Origin of the sequence: Brucella sp. TWI432 (assembly GCF_039674445.1) — a bacterium.
GTDB lineage: Bacteria > Pseudomonadota > Alphaproteobacteria > Rhizobiales > Rhizobiaceae > Brucella > Brucella chromiisoli.
This window is the reverse complement of record NZ_JBDJNL010000009.1, coordinates 33,555-52,689: the sequence shown is the minus strand read 5'-3', so window position 1 is coordinate 52,689 and position 19,135 is coordinate 33,555. Positions and strand designations below refer to the sequence as shown.

Here is a 19,135-nt window from a genome sequence, read left to right as displayed (position 1 = left end):
GTGTCTTTCCTGCCGGCGCGAAGACGCAAGCCGCGTGCGCCGGACGAAACCCTGAAGGCTGTCGTCCTGGCTGGGCTGTATCTGCCGGATGATATTGGGTTCGTCGGAATAAAAGCTGCTGTTGCTGCGCGCGATGGCCTCGTGGCGATCACGGTCTTCAGGCTTGCAATGGTCAGTCTTGCTTGACCCATAGCTGTTCCGAACGAAACGACCTCATATATGACCCGAAAAAGCCGGGCCGACCTCTTTGCTCTTCTGGAGCACTGGCGACAGCGCGTACCCATGCGCAGTCGGCCGATTAAAAAACGGAGATGGCAGGGGAGCCGTATTCCGTTGAATTCTGTGCGGGTTAATGGGTGGCGAACTTATTACACCACTGTTTTCGCTGACTTTCCTCGCGCTCCGTTTTGAAAACCGGCAAACGAATCTGGCAGCGATGCCATAACCTAACTTTAGCTTTTATGGCCTCGTTTGAACGATGACAAGTACGAATATCAGTTGACAGCCTCATCGCAATTTTGACGAAAGGTAGTTATAGAGCTGAAATTGGTTGATTGAGTCCCCGAAATGCGGGTTGAAAAGCCTTCATTAACCACAATTTTGTAGGGGTAGATTTGGAAGGCTTCGGGCTCAAAATCATTCCATAAAGTTTGGATAGCGATTACGGATGCAATGTCTGAACCAAAATTTTGATGATCAAAAAAAGTCGGCCATACGAATTGCTTTCATGGCTTTCTCGATCATTTGTGCGGTCTTTTTTCAAATGGCCACAGCGAAAGCGGCGCCGGATGCACCGCTGATGGCGCTGACCTATCGCATGGCGGGCGATGATTTGCGCATGCGGATTGTGATTAATTTTGATCGCCAGCCGAAATTTTCCACATTGTTGCTCGCCAATCCGCATCGTTTGGTTTTTGATTTGCCGGAAACACGTTTCGGTTTTGATGACAAAAGCCTTGAGGCGAGGGGAATTGTTTCACGCGTGCGTTATGGTCTGGTCAGTGAAAACCGGTCCCGGCTCATTCTGACATTGCGCGGTCCTTTCAACGTCGAAAATGTTCAGGTTCTCCCGAATGAGACGACGCCCGGCTATCGCCTGGTTGCTGATATTGTTGCATCGTCGGATCGTGAATTCGCGGAAAAACTTGCGGCCCAGTATGACGCCACCGGTTCCACGGAACGTAAGCACGCCGCCAGTGCCACGGCACTTCCCCTTAGAAATGATAGCAAGCGCCCGTTTGTTGTGATGATTGATCCCGGTCATGGGGGCATCGACAGCGGCGCTGAAAGCCTCAGTGGTATCAAGGAAAAAGATCTGACACTCGCTTTTGCGAAAGAATTACGGGACCGACTGGCCAAAGAGAAGAACATCAAAGCTTTGATGACGCGAGATGACGACAGGTTTCTGCGTCTTTCTGAACGTGTGCGTCTGGCGCGCCAGCATGATGCGGATCTTTTCATTTCGATCCATGCGGATACGATCAATCAGGGCGATATTCGCGGCGCAACGGTCTATACGATCTCCGATAAGGCGTCGGATTTCGTTGCGCGTGCCATGGCCGAGCGAGAAAACAAATCCGATAGCATCGGAGGTGCTACTCCTGAAGCGCAGCCTGAAGTGGCCGATATCCTGCTTGATCTGACGCGGCGCGAAACGCATACATTTTCGCTCAGTTTTGCCGAGAAAGTCATTGGTGCGCTTCAAGGCGAGGTCAACCTTATCAACAATCCGCATCGTTTTGCAGGCTTTCAGGTTCTGCGGGCGCCGGATGTGCCGTCCGTTCTGATTGAAATTGGCTATTTGTCGAATGCAGAAGACGAAAAACTGATCAGCAATCCTGAATGGCGTCGGAAGCTTGCGGACCGCATTGCGGTGGCTATCAGAGCATTTGAAATTCAAAAACGTCCTGATATTTTGTCAAAAGGCTGAAATAGTGTAGTTTTCAGTAGGATTTAATATCTGGCGTTGCTTATAAGATGCATGGTTGCAACAGCTTTACGTATTTTTGTCACCCTTTTCGTATTGTGGGGGTTTAATTGGTAAAAACTTGGAAACGATCTTGCCTTTGACGCATTTGGTGGTCACTAACCCATCTGTTGGTTGAAGCGTTTTTGATCGGCGGGCAGCATTAAAGATGCTCCCTTGTTTTTACTGATAATCTGAAGGCGGGATTCCGGATAAATGGTAAGGCTTATCGGATATTTCTTTGGAATTGGAACGGTTCTGGCTCTGATTGTTGCCGGAGGCGTTGCAGTTTATATTGGAAGTCTCACCAAGGATTTGCCTGATTACGAGGTGCTCGCGAAATACGAGCCGCCAGTAATGACACGCGTCCATGCATCGGACGGTAGCCTTATGGCCGAATATGCGCGTGAGCGCCGCATGTATTTGCCTATTCAGGCTATTCCGAACCGCGTCAAGGCTGCTTTTATCTCAGCTGAAGACAAGACCTTCTATGAGCATCATGGTCTCGATTTTGGTGGTCTTACCCGTGCGGTTCTCACCAACTTGAAGAATATAGGTTCTGGTCGCCGCCCGGTCGGTGCTTCGACCATTACGCAGCAGGTCGCAAAGAACTTCCTTCTTTCGTCAAATCAGACCTATGACCGCAAGATCAAGGAAGCCATTCTTGCGATGCGCATTGAGCAGGCCTATTCCAAGGACCGTATTCTTGAGCTTTACCTTAATGAAATTTTCTTCGGTCTTGGCTCCTATGGTATCGCCAGTGCAGCTCTGACCTATTTCGATAAGTCCGTTGGCGAGTTGAGCATTGCCGATGCCGCTTATCTGGCAGCCCTTCCTAAAGGTCCGAACAATTACCATCCGTTCCGTTACCCTGAACGCGCGATTGAACGCCGCAACTGGGTGATCGACCGTATGGCTGAAAACGGCTACATCACCACCCAGGAAGCTGAGGAAGCCAAAAAAGAACCGCTTGGCGTGAAGACCCGCACAGCAACCCATTACCTGTTTGCGTCTGAATATTTCAGTGAAGAGGTGCGCCGCCAGATCATTCAGAAATATGGCGTTGATGCACTTTATGAAGGCGGACTGTCTGTCCGGACGACGCTCAATCCTACCTTACAGGTCGAAGCCCGGAAGTCGCTTCAGTCAGCATTGCTTCGCTATGATGAAGCGCGTGGATGGCGCGGTCCCGTGAAACATGTCGAAATCGGCAGTGATTGGGCCACAGCCTTCGGTGATATGCAGTCCTATGAAGATGTGCCCGAATGGCAGCTTGCTGTTGTGCTCAATGTTTCTGCGGCCGGTGCCGATATTGGTCTTCAGCCTGCCGTTGAAGGTTCAGGCTCGCGCAGCAAGGAACGCAAACGCGCATTTATTTCAGCCGATGACATGAAATGGGCAATGCGTGTTACCAACATTGATGGCAAGCGCGGAAGTGCAAAATCGCCAGAAGGCGTGTTGAAAGCTGGCGACATTATTTATGTGTCGAAAGTCGGTGAGGGCGATTCCCGTTTCCGTTTGCAGCAGCCTCCGAAGCTGCAAGGGGCATTGGTTGCAATGGACCCGCATACGGGCCGTGTTCTGGCGATGGTGGGCGGATTTTCCTACGGTCAGTCTGAATTCAACCGTGCCACGCAGGCCTATCGCCAGCCTGGTTCGTCCTTTAAGCCATTCGTTTATGCAGCAGCCCTTGATAATGGCTACACACCGGCCTCCGTTGTTCTCGACGGTCCGCTGGAGGTCAATCAGGGTGGCTCCCTTGGCGTATGGGCTCCCAAAAACTATTCCGGCAAGTTCTCCGGTCCCTCGACGCTTCGTTATGGTATCGAACAGTCGCGTAACGTCATGACCGTGCGCCTTGCACAGGACATGGGCATGAAGACGGTAGCCGAATATGCAGAGCGCTTCGGTATTTACGACAAGATGCTGCCCGTCCTTTCTATGGCGCTTGGTGCCGGCGAAACGACAGTTCTGCGCATGGTTACAGCTTATTCTGTCATCGCCAATGGCGGAAAAAGCATCACGCCGTCAATGATCGACCGCATTCAGGATCGCTACGGCAAGACGGTGTTCAAACATGATGCGCGCAAGTGCGAAGGTTGTAATGCTCAACAATGGTCTAATCAGGACGAGCCGACATTGATCGATGATCGCGATCAGGTGCTTGATCCGATGACCGCCTATCAGATTACATCGATGATGGAAGGTGTTGTGCAGCGCGGTACGGCCCAGATTCTTAAGAGCCTTGACCGTCCGCTCGCCGGTAAGACTGGCACGACCAATGACGAAAAAGATGCATGGTTTGTTGGGTTTACGCCTGATCTCGTTGTCGGTGTATTCATGGGATATGACACGCCAACACCGCTTGGCCGGGGTGGTACCGGTGGTGGTTTGGCTGCTCCTGTGTTCAAGGATTTCATGACGCAGGCTTTGGCTGGCACGCCGAAAGTGGATTTCCGTGTACCGGAAGGCATGACGCTGATTGCTATCAATCGGAAGACTGGCATGCGTACAAATCAGGGCGATCCGAATCTGATCATGGAAGCATTCAAGCCGGGTACCGGTCCTTCTGATACCTATTCCGTGATCGGCATGGACCAGTATCGTGAAGGCTCGCCAGTTCAGCCGCAGTCACCTCAGGCAACCCGCGCCATCAATTCTGGATCGGGCGGACTTTACTGACCTCTGCCCCTTTACACTGTGCCGCGTGCTAATTATGGTCCGCGGCGCCTGAACAGCTTTGCATGTTCAGTTCAGGGTGTGAGACTGGCTCTTTAAGAGTTTTGTTTTCTCCACAAATTGCAGAATAATTGAAGGAACGATTTGCCCATGCGCGCGGAAATCGAGACGCTGGTTGACGAAATCCAGCAGGCGATAAGCCTGCTGAGGAGGCATCTTTGACTGGGATCAGGCAATCAAACGTCTGGGCTATCTGAATCAGAGAGCTGAAGATCCAACGCTTTGGAATGATGCACAGGAAGCCCAGAAGTTGATGCGTGAGCGCCAGCAGCTGGAAGATAGCATCAATGGCATTAATGGTCTCAGGCAGACCCTGAACGACAGCATTGAACTCATCGCCATGGGCGAAGAAGAAGATGACAAGTCGATCATCACGGATGCCGAAAATACGATTCGTGAACTGAAACAGGAGGTCGATCGCCGCCAGATCGATATGCTGCTTTCGGGCGAAGCCGATGCAAATGATACCTATCTTGAAGTGCATGCCGGTGCAGGCGGTACGGAAAGTCAGGATTGGGCGTCGATGCTTTTGCGCATGTATACCCGCTGGGCTGAACGCAGCGGACGCAAAGTCGAGGTAATGGAAGTTCATTACGGCGAAGAAGCTGGCATTAAGTCTGCGACGATTCTTATCAAGGGCCATAATTCCTATGGCATGGCGAAGACGGAATCGGGTGTTCATCGTCTGGTTCGCATTTCGCCTTACGATTCGAATGCGCGTCGCCATACGTCATTTGCGAGTATCTGGGTCTATCCGGTCATCGATGACAATATCGATGTTCAAGTGACGGAAGCCGATGTTCGCATTGATACGTATCGCGCGTCGGGTGCGGGCGGTCAGCACGTCAACACAACAGATTCGGCTGTGCGTATTACGCATATTGCGTCGGGTATCGTTGTGCAGTGTCAGGCCGAGCGTTCACAGCATAAGAACCGTGAAAAAGCCTGGTCGATGCTGCGCGCGCGTCTTTACGAGGAAGAGCTGAAGAAGCGTGAAGAAGCCGCAGATGCTGCCAATTCCAGCAAAACGGATATTGGTTGGGGCCATCAGATTCGGTCTTATGTGTTGCAGCCCTATCAGCTCGTCAAGGATCTGCGCACCGGCGTTGAAAGCACCAATCCACAGGAAGTGCTGGATGGTGCCGTCACACCATTTATGGAAGCAGCCCTTGCGCATCGCATCAATGGCGGTGCGGAACTCATCGAGGACATTGATTGAGTTTGGTCGGCTAAAATTTAAAAAAACCGGCCTTGTGCCGGTTTTTTTGTGTCTTTCAGGAATTCTTGGACCCAGCGCGTGGCTTATATGCGCGGGGGCCTGTGATAATAGGATCAATCGTTTTAATCATAAGCGCGTCTTCAGGTGTGAAAAGTTCGGGCCGGGCGGAGACGCCAGGAGGTGCCTCTGAAGGCATTTCGGGCAATGGCTGCATCGTGGTCGGCCTCTTCAAGATCGCTGCAACCTTGCTATTTGGTTTATCAAGGCCCTGTTCATTGTCAGGAGCCTTTTCAAATCCGCTATAGATGCTTGCTCCAATGCCCGCACACACAACCATAAAGCCAAGCAATGCTATATGCGCTCTTTTTATGGAAACAGACGGCGCGATAGGATCACTGTGACCTTTCTCGCGCTTTGCTTTCTCTGTCTTGTTCCACTTTTGCGCCATGCCTGCTGTCTTCGCATCCTCAATTGTTGATTCGACTTCACGCTATCATGGTAAACGAACCTTATGCGAGGCTTTCACACTCAAAGTGCTTGCGCTGCTTCAAGCACAGCCTGAGCATGGCCATCGACTTTTACTTTTTCCCATATTTTGGCGATACGGCCATCGGCATCAATCAAAAACGTCGTCCGTTCAACGCCCATATATTTCCGGCCATACATGCTTTTCTCAAGCCATACGCCGTATGCTTCGAGCGCAGTCTTGCCTTCATCTGCTGCCAGATCGACACGCAGCGCATGCTTTTTGCGAAATTTCGCATGCTTTTCCGCACTGTCTGGCGAGACGCCAATGATACGGACGCCAATTTTGTCGAACTCCGGCGTTAGCTGTGAGAAGGTGATGGCTTCTTTCGTGCAACCCGAAGTGTCATCCTTTGGATAGAAATAAAGAACGACCGGTTTGCCCTTCAGCGATGAAAGAGTGATCGTATCGCTGTTGTCTGAAGGCAATGTGAAATCGGGTGCCTGATCTCCAACTTGGGGACGAGCCATATCTGCGCCTTTCTTTTATGGATAAACGGGGAAACTGCCTGTTACATTTACATTTAAAGCTATCGCATTCAGGGTGAGCTTGTGCAACTGTCCAGACCTGTCGAACCATGCCACGCAACATCTGACACGAGGGTGTTAAACAAAGCGATCAACGGTTTGGCTAATATGCATAAATGGAATAAAAACAGATAGATATGGAGTTTTTATAATCCGCATTGCAGGGGTGAGCATTTGCAGAAATTACGGGTTCGGCTCAAATATTGACAGATAAACCGCGCAAAATTCGCTTTACGAAGCGGGAGATGAAGAGAATCGAACGCCTCGCCATTGAAGGCGATGAGGGCGGCGTGCTTCCGTTATGTCGTCCCCGACGTTCGTTTTTGCGGTGGTGTTCGCACGCCGTTTTATCGTTGTGCATCCTTATGGTTCTGGTTGGTGGTGTGGGGTTTGTGATCCTGCGTGGTGGCGTGAACAGCGACCTTCTGCGCGACGAGGCGCAAAAGAGCCTTAGCCTTCTGCTCGGAAAAGATGCATCTGCAACGATCGGCAGTGCCGGATTATCGCTTGATCAGAACAGTCTCGTTGCAATGGAGGCGAATAACGTCTCGATCAATGATCCGCGACAGGGCATTGAAATCAAAAATATCAAATCGGTGCGACTGGGCTTGGCACCATTGCCGCTGCTGACGGGCAAGATTCGTGTTGCCGAACTTGAGATCGATGGCGCAGCCTTCGATTTACCAGAGCAAGAGGGGGCAGGATTCTGGAAATCGCTCCCCTATGACAAGCGGGGTTATATTGATTTCGACGCCGTTTCGGGCGAGCTTTTTTCCACTATGCGCCGCAATCTTGAATTGCTGCAGAACCAGAACACTCGGGCTATCGGGCTGCTCAACACCACAATCCGTTTTAAAACCGGTGATCAGCAGCAAAGCATTGACGTGAAAAAGCTTCGGCTTGTCGAGGATTCGGGAAAAATCTCGGTGAGCGGCAGTGTCGTATGGCATAATCAGATAATTTCGGTTGATGGCAGCATAGATCGCAAAGGCCATGAGAATGATCTGGATGGCTTTCAGATCAAGATCAGCAATTTGCCGGTTGATCTGGGTTCACCGGAGGAAGTTGCAGCCATTATCGATGGCAACAGAGCCAATCCTGCGCATTTCGATTTAAAAGCCACGGCGAGCCTTGCTTTGTCTGGCAAGGTTGCCAATGGGGATGTGCCTGAGCACGTGACCGCGCAACTCATCGCTGATGACATCAATATAGAGGTTGGTCGCGTTTCGGATGTGCGCGGAAATGCGGTGCTGCTGATAGAGCATTCTGTTGGCAGCGGGAAAATTGAAATCAAGCCGTCGCGCTTGCAGTTGGGTGGTTTAACTGCGGCCTTTAATGGTGCTTTCGGCCCGGAACCGGACGAAACAAATAAAAGCGGCGGTCCTGATTATCGATTTGAAGTGGTGACCAGTTCCGCCACCAGCATGCCAGCAGAATCAAATGATCCGCAATTGGCTTTCGGCGTGAGGATCGCCGGCCATTTTCTGGCTAATCAACAGCGTCTTCAATTCTCTAATCTGGATATTAAGACGAATAATGGCGAACTTTATGGACAGGGCAGCATGGGGTTTGGCGATGGTTCGCCAGAAATGATCTTCATGCTGCGCATCCCTGAAATGCCGGTTGCGGACGCAAAACATCTCTGGCCGATCGATGTTGCCGATGGTGCACGTGAATGGGTTCTCAAAAACCTCTTTGGCGGCACGTTGAAAGACAGCCGCATTGATATTTCGCTTGCAGGGGGGCGCTTTAATGGCCCCGGTTTGCCGCCGCCATTGACAGGCGAAGAGATCAAGGCCGATTTCAATGTGGCCGATACGCGTTTTGATGTGATCGGAGAACTGCCGCCGGTGCGCGATGTTGCAGGAAGCATTTCAGTGCGTGGCGCGCATACAACAATCAAGCTGGCAAAGGGCGTTGCCTATACTCCGGATAATCGCAAAGCGATGGTTTCAGACGGAACGCTGATTATTCCGTGGGGGCCGCAACGGCCAGTAATCGCTACACTTGATTTGCTCGTTTCGGGCGAAGCTGCGGCGATTGCCGAGATTGCCGGTAAAAAGCCCATTGATGTTCTCAAAAACGTTCCTTTTAAGCCGGAAGATGCGACAGGTGATGTGAAAGCCCATGTTAAGGTCGGCTTTGCTGTTTCCAAAGGAGCGCCACCCGGCACGCTGACATGGGATGCTGATATTGGATTTACGAATCTTGCCATTTCCAAGCCGGTCGGAGGCTCTACCGTTACCAATGCAAATGGCAGCATCAAGGTCAATCAATCCGTTGCTCTTATCTCAGCCGATGCCAAGCTTGACGGGGTACCTGCAAAAATATCGATGACCGAGCCTGTGGACCGCTCTGGCCCAGCTAAACGCGAACAGAATATCAGGCTTGAGCTTGACGATAATGCGCGTGGCAAGGTGTTGCCCGGATTGAAAGACCTGTTTACTGGACCGATTTCCGTTGATCTTGGCATGGAAGAAAATGGCAAGCGGCATGTTGCAGCCGATCTGAACAAGACGCAGATCAATTTGCCCTGGCTTGGCTGGCGCAAGGGGAGCGGGGTTCCGGCCAAGGCGACTTTCGATTTGGTTAGAAGCGGTGACGCAGATAGCAAGATCGATATTCGCAATCTGGTTTTGACCGGCCATGCCTTCGGCGCGAAGGGCAATCTGTCAATTGTCGGCGGTGATTTGCAGTCTGCTGATTTCGACGACATACGTCTCACGCGTTCAGATCGCATGAGCGTGAAAGCGACGAAAGGAACGGGCGGCTATCGTGTAACGGTGCGCGGATCGCAGTTTGATGCCCGGTCGATCATCAAGCAAGTGTCGGACCTTCAGAAAAAGACTGAAGCCTCGGGTGGCAAAAGCCCCCGCGTGATTGTGAGTGCGCAGATTGATGAGGTCACTGGCTTCAACGATGAGAAGCTGCGCAATGTCGCCGTTTCTTACGAGAATGCAGGAAGTAAGATTTCCGGCGTTTCGGTCAATGCGATCACCTCTTCTGGCGAAACCTTTGTCGCAACGAATAATGATCAGGGTGACGCACGATCAGTATCGTTACAATCCAATGATGCCGGTGCGGTTTTGCGGTTCTTTGATTTTTATGACAAAATGCGCGGTGGCAAGATCACTGTCGGCCTCGCGGGACAGGGCAATGGACCTCTAAGCGGTCAGATTGACGCTCGTAATTTTGCAATCATCAATGAGCCCCGACTGGCAAAGATTGTTACGAGCTCTCCAAATACGGGCGGCGCCAGTCTTAGCCAGGCTGCTAAACGTGATATTGACGTGTCGCGGGTTGATATTGAGCGCGGTTTTTCTCTGATTGAAAAGGGCGAAGGCTATATGAAGCTTTCGAAAGGCGTCGTCCGTGGTCCGTCAGTCGGAACGACTTTTCAGGGAACGCTGTATGATCCGCGCGGCAATATGTCGATCACCGGCACATTCATGCCTGCTTATGGCGTAAACCGCATTTTTGGTGAAGTGCCGATTTTCGGAGCGCTTTTGGGCAATGGACGGGATCGTGGTCTTTTGGGTATTACTTTTAAGCTTGAAGGCAGTGCCAAGCAGCCGCAGGTGATTGTTAATCCGATCTCAATCATCGCGCCGGGTATTTTCCGTTCCATTTTTGAGTTCTGATCACAACAAGAAAAGCCGGGCAAAACCCGGCTTTTCTTCATCTTTAGTTTGGATTACGCAGGGCGAATAAGCACATGGCGCTTCTTGCCAAGTGACACCTTGATGACGCCTTGCTCGTTGAGCGCTGTTGCATTGATGCTCAAACGTGGATCAGTGACCGTTTCATCATTGATGCGCACGGCACCACCTTCGATGTGACGGCGGGCTTCACCATTGGTGGTGCAAAGTTCTGCAAGCACCATCAAAGCCAGCACGCCGATACCGTCATTGAGTGTCGCCTTATGAACGCCGACGGTTGGAAGATTCTGCGACAGTTCACCATCTTCAAAAGTCTTGCGGGCGGTTTCTGCCGCTTCTTCCGCAGCATCGCGCCCATGCAGGATTGCGGTGATCTCGGTAGCAAGTATCTTCTTCGCTTCGTTGATTTCCGAGCCGCCAAGTGCAGCAAGCTTTGCAATTTCATCCATTGGCAATGTCGTATAGAGCTTCAAGAAGCGTTCTACGTCAGCATCTTCCGTGTTGCGCCAATACTGCCAGAAGTCGTAGGCGCTGAGCATATCGGCGTTCAGCCAGATCGCGCCACCCAACGATTTGCCCATTTTCTGGCCCGATGCCGTGGTGAGCAAAGGCGAGGTGAGGGCATAAAGCTGCGGCGTTCCCATACGGTGACCGAGATCGATCCCGTTGATAATATTGCCCCATTGATCCGAGCCACCCATTTGCAAACGGATGTCGTAGCGCTTGTTGAGCTCTACAAAATCATAGGCTTGCAGGATCATATAATTGAATTCGAGGAACGAAAGCGACTGCTCGCGATCAAGGCGCATCTTGACCGAATCAAACGACAACATGCGATTGACCGAGAAGTGGCGGCCAACATCACGCAGGAATTCAAGGTAGTTGATGTCGCGCAGCCAGTCGGCATTGTTGACCATCAGCGCATCGGTTGGGCCATCGCCGAAGCTCAGGTAATTTGCGAAGACGCGTTTGATACTTGCGATATTCTCAGCAATTGTATCTTCCGTCATCAGTTTGCGCGCTTCATCCTTGAAGGATGGATCGCCCACCATGCCAGTGCCGCCGCCCATCAGAGCTACAGGGCGGTGTCCGGTCTGTTGCAGCCAGTGCAGCATCATGATCTGGATCAGACCGCCAGCGTGAAGGCTTGGCGCTGTCGGATCAAAGCCAATATAAGCCGTCACAGTTTCCTTGGCCAACAATTCGTCTAGGCCTGTTTCATCAGACATTTGATGAATGAAGCCGCGCTCGGAAAGCGTGCGAAGAAAATCGGATTTAAAACCGGACATGCCCTTTTCCTGACTGGTTAGGCGAGAATGGAAATAACAGTAATCAAGTGCTTACCGCCTTATGATATTTTGCCTTTAACATCATTCAAGCGGGAATAACAAGGAAACTCCGGTATGGTCGATTTGAAACGCGCAATAGGGTTGATGAGCGGTACTTCCATGGATGGTATCGACATTGCGCTTTTGACCACCGATGGCGAAAACTGGGTTGAGCGGGGGCCATCCAGTGCGGCGTCTTATTCGGACGGGTTTCGGGCACGTTTGAAGGCCGCGCTTGTTGATGCGCGAGGCATCACGGATCGCCATGCGCGGCCCGGTGTTCTTAAACAGCTTGAACATGACCAGACATTACTTCATGCGGTCGCAATACAGGATTTTTTATACGCACATTCGTTCAGTCCAGAAGACATTGACGTGATCGGATTTCATGGCCAAACCGTGTTGCATCGTCCGCGTGAGGCGCTGACTGTCCAGATCGGAGATGGACCGCTTCTGGCGGCAGAAACCGGCATTCCTGTTGTCTATGACATGCGTGCCGAAGATATGCAGCACGGCGGCGAAGGTGCACCGCTTATTCCTGCCTATCATGCAGCGCTTGCCACCAATCTTCCGTTTGGTCTCGAAGGCCCGGTTGTTTTCGTCAATATTGGTGGCATATCCAACCTCACCTATGTTGGCGAAGATGGTTCACTGATGGCCTATGACAGTGGACCGGGCAATATGCTGATTGACCAATGGATGGAGTTGCACCAACAGGGTAGCTTTGACCCCGGCGGTATTACAGCCATGAGCGGCACCGTGGATAAGCTCTTGGCTCTGAGATATCTTGATCACGCCTTTTTCAAGGGGAACCATCGCCGGTCACTGGACCGTGGCGATTTTGCTGTACCAGCGAAAGATGAGGCAAGCGTTGCAACAGGTGCGCGCACACTTAGCTATGTGAGTGCCGCCGCCATTCTGCGCTCGGCTTCGCATCTGCCTGCAAAGCCACGGACCTATGTGATCAGTGGTGGCGGACGCAAGAATGCAGCCATTATGGCGGAGCTGACCGCACTTGCAGAGCGCGAAGGCGCATGTGTGCTGGATGCGGATAAAGCCGGTTTTGATGGGGATGCGATGGAAGCGGAAGCATGGGCCTATCTGGCCGTGCGTTCCATGCGTGGGCTGCCCCTGACATACCCAAACACAACAGGTTGCGATAAGCCTGTTTCAGGCGGTGTTCTTGCGCTTCCACCAAAAATAAAAGCCCGGTGAAAACAATCACCGGGCTTTAACAAGAGTCAGATTTTATTTGTTTAACGTAGACGCTTCTGACGAATTTCAACCAGTTCGCCAGCAAGTCGGCGTTCCAGATATTCCGAGCATTCGTCGATCAGTTCATCACCCATGCCGGAGAAGAAGTGGTTTGCACCCGGCATCGTGTTCTGCGTGATGTTGATACCCTTCTGTGTCTTGAGCTTATCAACCAATCCCTGCACATCCTTTGGCGGCGCAACCTTGTCCTGATCGCCATGAATGATCAGGCCGGATGATGGGCAAGGTGCAAGGAACGAGAAGTCATAGGTATTCGGCTGTGGTGCAACCGAAATAAAGCCTTCGATTTCCGGGCGACGCATCAGAAGCTGCATACCGATCCATGCGCCGAACGAATAACCGGCAACCCAGCAATTCTTGGAATCAGGGTGCAGAGCCTGCACCCAATCAAGCGCGCTGGCAGCATCTGACAATTCGCCCGCGCCATGATCGAACTCGCCTTGACTGCGGCCAATGCCACGGAAATTGAAGCGAAGCGTTGTAAAACCACGCTGCTGGAACATGTAGAACAGATCATAGACGATCTTGTTGTTCATTGTTCCGCCAAACTGCGGATGCGGATGCAGGATGAGAGCGATAGGCGCATTCTTTTCGCGCGAAGGCTGATAGCGGCCTTCAAGGCGTCCGGCAGGGCCGTTGAAAATGACTTCTGGCATGTGTACTCCGCTGGTGATCGGAAGATCGGCTTTAAAATGGCGAACTTGACGTGAGTGTGCGCCGCTTCTAAAACCGATTGGAAATTTCGTTAGACTGGACCAAAGTTCAGTACCTGATGTGGCTTAATAGGCTTTTCTGGATTGAAAATTCAAGAAAATTGCGCTTGAGGCCACTTTATGATGTTGCTTAGGAGATAGTATCGGTGATCGGAACCGGCAAGAGGCTCTATCTGGATTATAATGCCAGTGCGCCTTTGCTCGATGAAGCACGCAATGCGGTTATCGAAGCATTGGGCATTGTGGGCAACCCATCCTCCGTTCACCGTGAGGGGCGCATGGCGCGTGGGCTGGTCGAATCGGCACGTCGCAGTGTGGCAGCCCTCGTGAATGCCAGGCCTGACCACGTCTTTTTTACATCTGGCGCCACCGAAGCCGCATCCACACTTCTAACACCAGTCTATATGATGGGGCGTTCGCCGGTACGCCTGTCCCATCTTTATGTCAGTGCGACCGAGCATCCTTGTGTGCTGGCCGGCGGGCAATTTGCACCGGAAAACATCACGATTCTTCCTGTTGATGAATATGGTTGCCTTCGTCTTGATGCTCTGGAGCTGGCTTTGAGAGCGCACGATAAGAGCGCGGGCTTGCCACTTGTCGCTGTTCAGGCCGCGAATAATGAAACTGGCGTCATTCAGCCAATACGCGAAATTGCGGCAGCGGTGAAAGCCGCAGGCGGCATCTTTGTCGTTGATGCGGTACAGGCCGCAGGACGCATTAAGATCGATATGACAGAGGGTTGTGGCGATTATCTGATAATCTCCTCACACAAGATCGGTGGTCCCAAGGGCGTTGGTGCTGTGATCGCAATCTCTGATCTTATGATGCCGAAGGCGCTCGTTCGTGGCGGTGGTCAGGAAAAAGGTCATCGTGCGGGTACGGAAGCGCTGCCGTTGATTGCAGGCTTTGGTGCCGCCGCAGATATTGCGCATGCACGCCTGAACGGCAATGGCTGGTCGTTTGAAGCGCGGGACAGGCTTGAAGCGGGGCTTATGGAGATCGCACCAAGTGCCACGATCCACGGCAAATCCGTTGATAGGCTGCCCAACACAACATTCTTCTCGCTCGACGGGCAAAAGGCTGAAACCGTTCAAATCGCATTCGACCTTGGCGGCATAGCGCTCTCGGCAGGCTCAGCCTGTTCTTCGGGGAAGGTCGGTCCAAGCCATGTGCTGGCTGCTATGGGCCATGAAGACGGTCCGGGAGCGATCCGTGTTTCGCTTGAGCCCAATGCGCCTATCGAATCTGTTGATCAGTTTCTTGACGTTTTGGGAAAAATCGTCGCCCGTCATGAACGCTCAAAGGCCAGTTAAGTGCGTAATCGGGCCTATCTCTGTAAATTATTCTTGAATTTTACCGGCAAATTTAAAGCTGGGCTTGAAATTTAGTTTAGAGAGGTTTTAAAGAAGCGTCACGCACACTATATTGTGGCGAGGATAGTGACTATCATCGCCCTGACGTTTGCAACTGTCGGACCTTGAATTCGACGAGGATGGAGAACGCCAATGCCTGCAGTGCAGGAGACCATTGATCAGGTTCGCGGCTTGGACGTGGACCAGTATAAGTACGGATTTGAGACGGAAATCGAATCCGAAAAAGCCCCTAAAGGCCTCAACGAAGATATCATTCGCTTTATTTCGGCCAAGAAAGACGAGCCGGAATGGATGCTGGAGTGGCGTCTGAAGGCCTATGAACGCTGGCTCACTATGGAAGAGCCGGAATGGGCGCGTGTCGATTATCCAAAGATCGATTTTCAGGACGCCTATTACTATTCCGCTCCGAAGAATCAGTCGGGTCCGCTTTCACTTGATGAAGTCGATCCCGAACTGCTGCGTACATATGAAAAGCTTGGTATTCCACTGCGCGAGCAGGAAATTCTCGCTGGTGTGCGTAAGCAGGGCGAGCCGAGTGAAATTGATGGCAATCCATCGGACAATGTTTATGCATCGGGCCGTGTGGCCGTTGATGCGGTCTTCGACAGTGTTTCGGTTGTCACGACTTTCAAGGCAGAGCTTGCGAAAGCAGGCGTGATCTTCTGCTCGATTTCGGAAGCCATTCGCGAGCATCCTGAACTGGTTCAGAAGTATCTCGCTTCAGTTGTTCCTGTTTCGGATAACTATTATGCGACGCTGAATTCGGCTGTCTTCACCGATGGCTCGTTCGTCTATGTGCCAAAGGGCGTTCGTTGCCCGATGGAGCTTTCGACCTATTTCCGTATCAATGAAAAAAATACGGGCCAGTTTGAACGCACGCTGATCATCGCGGAAGAAGGCGCTTATGTCTCTTATCTCGAAGGTTGCACGGCACCACAGCGCGACGAAAACCAGCTCCACGCAGCCGTTGTTGAACTGATCGCGCTTGAAAACGCTGAGATTAAGTATTCGACTGTTCAGAACTGGTATCCGGGCGATAGCAGCGGCAAGGGCGGTATCTACAATTTTGTGACCAAGCGTGGCGATTGCCGTGGTGATAATTCCAAGATTTCGTGGACGCAGGTTGAAACAGGCTCCGCTGTAACGTGGAAATATCCGTCTTGCATTCTGCGCGGTGACAATTCGCGCGGTGAGTTCTATTCGATTGCCGTGTCCAACGGTTATCAGCAGATCGACAGCGGCACCAAGATGATTCATCTTGGCAAGAACACGTCGAGCCGCATCATCTCCAAGGGTATTTCGGCCGGCAATTCCAGCAACACCTATCGCGGACAGGTTTCAGCCCATCGTAAGGCTGAAAATGCCCGTAACTTCACCCAGTGCGACAGTCTCCTGATCGGCAACGATTGCGGAGCGCATACCGTGCCCTATATCGAGGCGAAAAACGCCACGGCACAGTTTGAGCATGAGGCAACCACCTCCAAAATTTCCGAAGACCAGCTGTTCTACGTTATGCAGCGCGGTATTCCGGAAGAGGAGGCAATCGCCCTCATCGTCAATGGTTTTGTGAAGGAAGTTATTCAGGAGCTGCCAATGGAATTCGCCGTCGAGGCGCAGAAGCTCATTGGCATTTCGCTTGAAGGCAGCGTCGGTTAATCCGACGCGCTTTAACTGCCTTTCTCCAATTTTTCTGACCAGCCTTTTCCTGGTACAAGAACAAGGTTTATACCCATGCTTGAGATCAAGAACCTTCATGCAAAAATCGCTGACACGGATACCGAAATCATCCGTGGTCTGAACCTCACCGTAAACAAGGGCGAAGTTGCCGCCATCATGGGCCCGAACGGCTCCGGCAAGTCGACATTGTCCTACATCCTTGCAGGTCGGGATGATTACGAAGTGACCGAAGGCGACATCCTTTATAATGGCGAGTCGATCCTCGAACTGGATCCTGCTGAACGCGCTGCCAAGGGTATCTTCCTTGCGTTCCAGTACCCGATGGAAATCCCAGGCGTTGCCACGATGGAATTCCTCAAGGTTGCCATGAACAGCCAGCGCAAAGCGCGCGGCGAGCCAGAACTCAAGATTCCTGAATTCATCAAGCGCGTGAAGGAAGCGGCTGGCGGCCTTAACATCGATATGGACATGCTCAAGCGTCCGCTCAATGTGGGCTTCTCGGGCGGCGAAAAGAAGCGCGCTGAAATTCTTCAGATGCAGCTTCTGGAGCCAAGCCTCTGCGTTCTCGACGAAACAGACTCCGGCCTCGACATTGATGCGCTGAAGATCGTTTCCGATGGTGTGAATGCGCTGCGTTCGCCAGACCGGGCTGTGATCGTGATCACCCACTATCAGCGTCTGCTTGATTATATCGTTCCAGACAGCGTGCATGTTCTTTACAAGGGGCAAGTCATCAAGTCGGGTGACAAGACCCTTGCAAATCACCTTGAAGAAAACGGCTACGCCGACATTATTGGCGAAGTAGCCTAAGGAGGCGGATTATGAATATCCAGACCTCAAAGCCAAGGACGCAAGCCGAAAGCGCACTGATCGACAGTTTCGCGACCCGTATGGGCGAGCTTCCGGGCAATGCCGATGTCGTGGTTGCACGTGACAATGCGCTGGAATCGTTGAAAGTGAACGGTCTTCCGTCGCGCCGCATTGAAAGCTGGCATTACACGGATTTCCGAACGTTGCTCAAAGGCGTTGCTGATTTCAACCCGAGTGCAGGCACCAATGCGCTTCCCGCATTGCTGGCAGGCTCTTCTGTCATTGCGGTGAGCAATGGTGCAACGCTTGCAGCCAAGGCACCGGAAGGTGTGACCTTGACTGCCGTGCGTGACCGGCTTGCTGATGGTTCGCTCGTTTCGCAGCTTAACACTCGGGGAACCGATGATACGATTGGCCAGATCAACGCTGCCTATGTCAGCGACGGCTGGGGATTGTCGATTGCGGCTGACACTGAGCTTGAAGCACCACTTGAACTTCAGAACATCCAGAAGACCGGGCAGGGCCACACGCGCTTTCCTGTTGAAATTGGGGCGAACGCCAAGGCAACGATCATTGAACGTCAGTCAGGTGGCGAAGGCGATGCTTTCTCAACCTCTGTCAGCCATGTGAGCGTTGGCGATGGCGCTGATGTCATCTGGGTTATTCTGCGTGATTTTGGTCAGGCAACGCAGCTTGCTCAGTTCAACGCAACCATTGGCACAGGTTCGAAGCTCACGCTTTACATCGTCAATGCTGGCGGCAAGCTGGTTCGGCAGGAAGTGCATCTGACAGTGGCAGGCGAAGATTCGGATTTCGAGCTTCGCGGCCTCAATCTGCTGGCAGACGATTCCCACACCGATGTCACCATGACGGTTGCACATCTGGTTGAGAACACGCGTTCGACCCAGATTATCCGCAACGTGGTCAAGGATCGCGCACGCGGCGTTTTCCAGGGCATGATCCGTGTTGCACAGATCGCCCAGAAAACCGATGCGCGTATGGCCTGCAACACGCTGCTTCTATCGGATGATGGCGAGTTCGATGCAAAGCCAGAGCTGGAAATCTTCGCTGATGACGTGGCTTGCGGCCATGGTGCAACGGTTACCGAGCTGTCGAAAGACTACCTCTTCTATTTGATGGCGCGCGGTATTCCGGAAAATGAAGCACGCGGCTTGCTGATTAAAGCATTCATCGCCGAACTGATAGAAGAGCTGGAAAACGAAGCTTTGGTTGAGGCGCTGGAAGACGTGCTCTCGAACTGGCTTGCAGCCCACGCTTGATTGAACAAGGCGGAGTCATGCTTGCTCCGCCTTTTCTGCCTCA

Annotated in this window: 14 protein-coding genes; 10 read left to right on the top strand and 4 right to left on the bottom strand. The window is 52.1% G+C overall.

The window, feature by feature from the left end:
- The 4 genes from ABE527_RS13510 (at position 1) to prfB (ending at position 5,924) form a co-directional block, all read left to right on the top strand.
- On the top strand, positions 1-186 hold the full coding sequence (locus ABE527_RS13510; protein ID WP_265983748.1) for a hypothetical protein: 186 nt from the start codon (positions 1-3) through the stop codon (positions 184-186).
- Between the two features lie 577 nt (positions 187-763).
- Entirely contained in the window at positions 764-1,930 is a 1,167-nt protein-coding gene (locus ABE527_RS13505) for an N-acetylmuramoyl-L-alanine amidase (protein ID WP_499697210.1), read from the top strand.
- Positions 1,931-2,182: 252 nt separating this feature from the next.
- Positions 2,183-4,648 (top strand): penicillin-binding protein 1A, encoded by a 2,466-nt coding sequence (locus tag ABE527_RS13500; RefSeq protein WP_265983751.1) that lies wholly within the window; start codon positions 2,183-2,185, stop codon positions 4,646-4,648.
- A 147-nt stretch (positions 4,649-4,795) separates the two neighbouring features.
- Positions 4,796-5,924 (top strand): peptide chain release factor 2 gene (gene prfB / locus ABE527_RS13495; protein ID WP_265983752.1). Its coding sequence is split into 2 segments (ribosomal slippage): positions 4,796-4,864 and positions 4,866-5,924, totalling 1,128 coding nucleotides; the frame shifts between segments, so codons are not numbered across the junction.
- A gap of 55 nt (positions 5,925-5,979) precedes the next feature.
- Here the strand turns inward: prfB and ABE527_RS13490 are convergent.
- Both ABE527_RS13490 and bcp read right to left on the bottom strand, forming a co-directional pair.
- A complete protein-coding gene (locus ABE527_RS13490) occupies positions 5,980-6,372 on the bottom strand; it encodes a hypothetical protein (protein WP_499697209.1) in 393 nt (130 codons plus the stop codon).
- Positions 6,373-6,452: 80 nt separating this feature from the next.
- The gene (gene bcp / locus ABE527_RS13485; RefSeq protein ID WP_499697208.1) at positions 6,453-6,920 is read right to left on the bottom strand and encodes a thioredoxin-dependent thiol peroxidase; all 468 of its coding nucleotides are present in this window, start codon (positions 6,918-6,920) and stop codon (positions 6,453-6,455) included.
- A 302-nt stretch (positions 6,921-7,222) separates the two neighbouring features.
- Between bcp and ABE527_RS13480 the strand changes: the two genes are divergently transcribed.
- Positions 7,223-10,618: an RNA-binding protein gene (locus ABE527_RS13480; RefSeq protein ID WP_499697207.1), complete on the top strand. Its 3,396-nt coding sequence runs from the start codon at positions 7,223-7,225 to the stop codon at positions 10,616-10,618.
- 53 nt (positions 10,619-10,671) lie between these two features.
- On the opposite strand, the gene tyrS is transcribed toward ABE527_RS13480, so the two are convergent.
- The gene (gene tyrS, locus ABE527_RS13475) at positions 10,672-11,925 is read right to left on the bottom strand and encodes a tyrosine--tRNA ligase (RefSeq protein ID WP_265983755.1); all 1,254 of its coding nucleotides are present in this window, start codon (positions 11,923-11,925) and stop codon (positions 10,672-10,674) included.
- A 114-nt stretch (positions 11,926-12,039) separates the two neighbouring features.
- Here tyrS and ABE527_RS13470 point away from each other — a divergent pair, with 114 nt between their 5' ends.
- Positions 12,040-13,179, top strand: a complete 1,140-nt coding sequence (locus tag ABE527_RS13470) for an anhydro-N-acetylmuramic acid kinase (RefSeq protein ID WP_499697206.1) — start codon at positions 12,040-12,042, stop codon at positions 13,177-13,179.
- Between the two features lie 41 nt (positions 13,180-13,220).
- On the opposite strand, the gene ABE527_RS13465 is transcribed toward ABE527_RS13470, so the two are convergent.
- Positions 13,221-13,895: an alpha/beta hydrolase gene (locus tag ABE527_RS13465; protein WP_265983757.1), complete on the bottom strand. Its 675-nt coding sequence runs from the start codon at positions 13,893-13,895 to the stop codon at positions 13,221-13,223.
- Between the two features lie 203 nt (positions 13,896-14,098).
- Here ABE527_RS13465 and ABE527_RS13460 point away from each other — a divergent pair, with 203 nt between their 5' ends.
- From ABE527_RS13460 to sufD, 4 genes are all read left to right on the top strand, one after another.
- The gene (locus ABE527_RS13460; protein ID WP_499697205.1) at positions 14,099-15,265 is read left to right on the top strand and encodes a cysteine desulfurase family protein; all 1,167 of its coding nucleotides are present in this window, start codon (positions 14,099-14,101) and stop codon (positions 15,263-15,265) included.
- A gap of 192 nt (positions 15,266-15,457) precedes the next feature.
- Entirely contained in the window at positions 15,458-16,981 is a 1,524-nt protein-coding gene (gene sufB, locus ABE527_RS13455) for a Fe-S cluster assembly protein SufB (RefSeq protein ID WP_265983759.1), read from the top strand.
- A gap of 75 nt (positions 16,982-17,056) precedes the next feature.
- Positions 17,057-17,812: a Fe-S cluster assembly ATPase SufC gene (sufC, locus tag ABE527_RS13450; protein WP_265983760.1), complete on the top strand. Its 756-nt coding sequence runs from the start codon at positions 17,057-17,059 to the stop codon at positions 17,810-17,812.
- An 11-nt stretch (positions 17,813-17,823) separates the two neighbouring features.
- Entirely contained in the window at positions 17,824-19,092 is a 1,269-nt protein-coding gene (sufD, locus tag ABE527_RS13445; RefSeq protein WP_265983761.1) for a Fe-S cluster assembly protein SufD, read from the top strand.
- Positions 19,093-19,135 lie beyond the last annotated feature (43 nt).

Coding starts and splice junctions, on each gene's coding strand:
- ABE527_RS13505 (WP_499697210.1), top strand. CDS start 764: ATGGCCACAGCGAAAGCGGCGCCGGATGCACCGCTGATGGCGCTGACC.
- ABE527_RS13500 (WP_265983751.1), top strand. CDS start 2,183: ATGGTAAGGCTTATCGGATATTTCTTTGGAATTGGAACGGTTCTGGCT.
- ABE527_RS13490 (WP_499697209.1), bottom strand. CDS start 6,372: ATGGCGCAAAAGTGGAACAAGACAGAGAAAGCAAAGCGCGAGAAAGGT.
- bcp (WP_499697208.1), bottom strand. CDS start 6,920: ATGGCTCGTCCCCAAGTTGGAGATCAGGCACCCGATTTCACATTGCCT.
- ABE527_RS13480 (WP_499697207.1), top strand. CDS start 7,223: ATGAAGAGAATCGAACGCCTCGCCATTGAAGGCGATGAGGGCGGCGTG.
- tyrS (WP_265983755.1), bottom strand. CDS start 11,925: ATGTCCGGTTTTAAATCCGATTTTCTTCGCACGCTTTCCGAGCGCGGC.
- ABE527_RS13470 (WP_499697206.1), top strand. CDS start 12,040: ATGGTCGATTTGAAACGCGCAATAGGGTTGATGAGCGGTACTTCCATG.
- ABE527_RS13465 (WP_265983757.1), bottom strand. CDS start 13,895: ATGCCAGAAGTCATTTTCAACGGCCCTGCCGGACGCCTTGAAGGCCGC.
- sufB (WP_265983759.1), top strand. CDS start 15,458: ATGCCTGCAGTGCAGGAGACCATTGATCAGGTTCGCGGCTTGGACGTG.
- sufC (WP_265983760.1), top strand. CDS start 17,057: ATGCTTGAGATCAAGAACCTTCATGCAAAAATCGCTGACACGGATACC.
- sufD (WP_265983761.1), top strand. CDS start 17,824: ATGAATATCCAGACCTCAAAGCCAAGGACGCAAGCCGAAAGCGCACTG.